This window comes from Aeromonas sp. R3-1, from assembly GCF_040908345.1.
In the GTDB taxonomy this organism is placed as follows: Bacteria; Pseudomonadota; Gammaproteobacteria; order Enterobacterales; family Aeromonadaceae; genus Aeromonas; species Aeromonas veronii.
Map to the genome: position 1 here is coordinate 1 of NZ_JBFODN010000058.1, position 1,837 is coordinate 1,837.

Below are 1,837 nucleotides of genomic sequence, written 5' to 3' on the forward strand. Positions count from 1 at the left end.
TGAACAAGCAGGTGGCTGGTCAGCTCCATCTGACAGAGCATGCGCACCTGCGGATAGGCCGTCTCGCCATGCCGGGTGCCAGGTTTGGCAAAGGCGGCGGCATTGTCCGGGGTATCGGGTGTGCGCCACATCCGGCGAGCAGTTGCAGCCCGGCCCAACCGGGATGATTGGCCTGCTGGTGCCAGAGAGAGGCGATCTCGTGAAACAGCCGTTCGATGCTCTTGTCCCCTAATTTTTGGCGAGCTTGCAGGAAGGCGCTGGGGGCAACGAAGGGGCGGTCGCCGGGCAACAGGATATCGAGCTGATTGACCAGCTGGGTCATGGGGACGTGGCGGAAGATAGCCATGCCGATGATGGCCCAGACCAGACGCTCCATGGGCATACGGCGACGGCGCAGGGTAGCAACGCCCTCTTCGCCGAGCAGAGTGGTGATGAGCTCGTTGGGAATGAGGTCGGAGAGTGACTCAAACTGAGCGGCCTTGCTGGCGTGTAAGAAGTCGAGAGCTTGAGCGATGCGCATAAAAAATCCGAAACCAATCAACAGGTTTCAGATTTTCACACATCAGAAGGATCGGTCAATGGATCCTTAACTGATCGGCATTAGGCCAAACGGCCTCTCTTTTTTGTCTCACCTGTTTGACCTGGATAGTTTTTGTAGATGCTGGTCGCGGATGACTTTCGCAGATTGCGGTCTCGGGGCTATCCACAACAGGGATTCGCGGGCGATACATTTTGTTCTGAATACCTGACCAGCCGACTTGGCATGTCATTCATGTTGTGGCCTGCCTGCATCGCCAGTTTGAGCGCCACCAGCTCCGCCTGCTGGCAGTCCAGTTGACGCAAACGGGTGGTGATCTTCCCCTTCAACTGCTGCCGCAGTTTCGTCTGCTTCTGGGTGTTCCCCTGCTCTGCTCGCAACCTCCGCCGCCATTGTCGCCAATCCTGCAACTGGCCGAGTCGCTCCTGCCAGTGAGTCAGGGCGCTCAACCAGCCGGGATCTCCACTCCCCAGATCCAGCAACAATTCCACGCCATAACGGGCCTGCTTGATCTCGAGGCGCAACCGATGCCAGCGGCGCAACTGTTGCTGACGGGAGCTGGCAGATTTCCCAACGCAGGGAATAGGTTCATCAAGAGCGCTCTGCGCCTCATCAAGGCGCAGGGCCAGATGCTGCTGATAGAGGAACGCCAATGCCCACGCATCCTGCTCCTGCACCTGCACCACCGCCGCGAGCCAGCGGGCCAGTCGCCGTGACAACAGGGGTACGCGACAGGCAGATTTGTGAGTATTGCCCGTGCTGGCAGGTGGCTTGCCAAAACGCTCGGCGTAAACCTGAGCATCCCGCAGCGCCGAAAGCCGCCCGACCGAGCGCAGCAGACGCCGCTCCAGCTCGGGATGATAGGTGAGTGGTCGCCACAGGGCGAGCAGTGCCAGCAAGCGACGCGCCGCGATACGATAGCCATGCACGGCCGGTTCGCTGGCCTCTTCACGCACCGCCCGCGCCGCCTCCTGATAACGGGCGACCCAGCTTGTTGCCTGAGTCAGCAACAGACCTTCCTTGTCAGCGTCCATCTCATCTCCGCCCTTTCAGTTGGTGTGAAAGCCCTGACCGGTGGGCGGCAGCGCCTCTTCATACTCCATCCGGGTCACTCTGGCGGTGCGCGGGCCATGCTCCAGCCAACCCAGCATCATCTGCACCCCCTGCGCGGGGCCGCTGATGAGGATCTCCACCGAGCCATCCTCCAGGTTGTAGGCATGGCCCCGCAAACCCAGTTGCAGCGCCCGCTCACGGGTGAAATAGCGAAATCCCACCCCCTGCACCTGCCCCCACACCCGA

General features: G+C 60.9%; 2 protein-coding genes and 1 pseudogene. All 3 read right to left on the reverse strand.

The window, feature by feature from the left end; all coding sequences use genetic code 11:
• Positions 1–520, reverse strand: a pseudogene (locus tag AB5Y85_RS03280) (transposase domain-containing protein); the annotation flags it as partial.
• Between the two features lie 179 nt (positions 521–699).
• Positions 700–1,572, reverse strand: coding sequence for a CHAD domain-containing protein (locus AB5Y85_RS03285; RefSeq protein WP_257687517.1), 873 nt, complete (start codon positions 1,570–1,572; stop codon positions 700–702).
• A gap of 15 nt (positions 1,573–1,587) precedes the next feature.
• A partial coding sequence (locus tag AB5Y85_RS03290; protein WP_368221199.1) for an acylphosphatase occupies positions 1,588–1,837 on the reverse strand: 250 nt, incomplete at its 5' end.

Coding starts and splice junctions, on each gene's coding strand:
- AB5Y85_RS03285 (WP_257687517.1), bottom strand. CDS start 1,572: ATGGACGCTGACAAGGAAGGTCTGTTGCTGACTCAGGCAACAAGCTGG.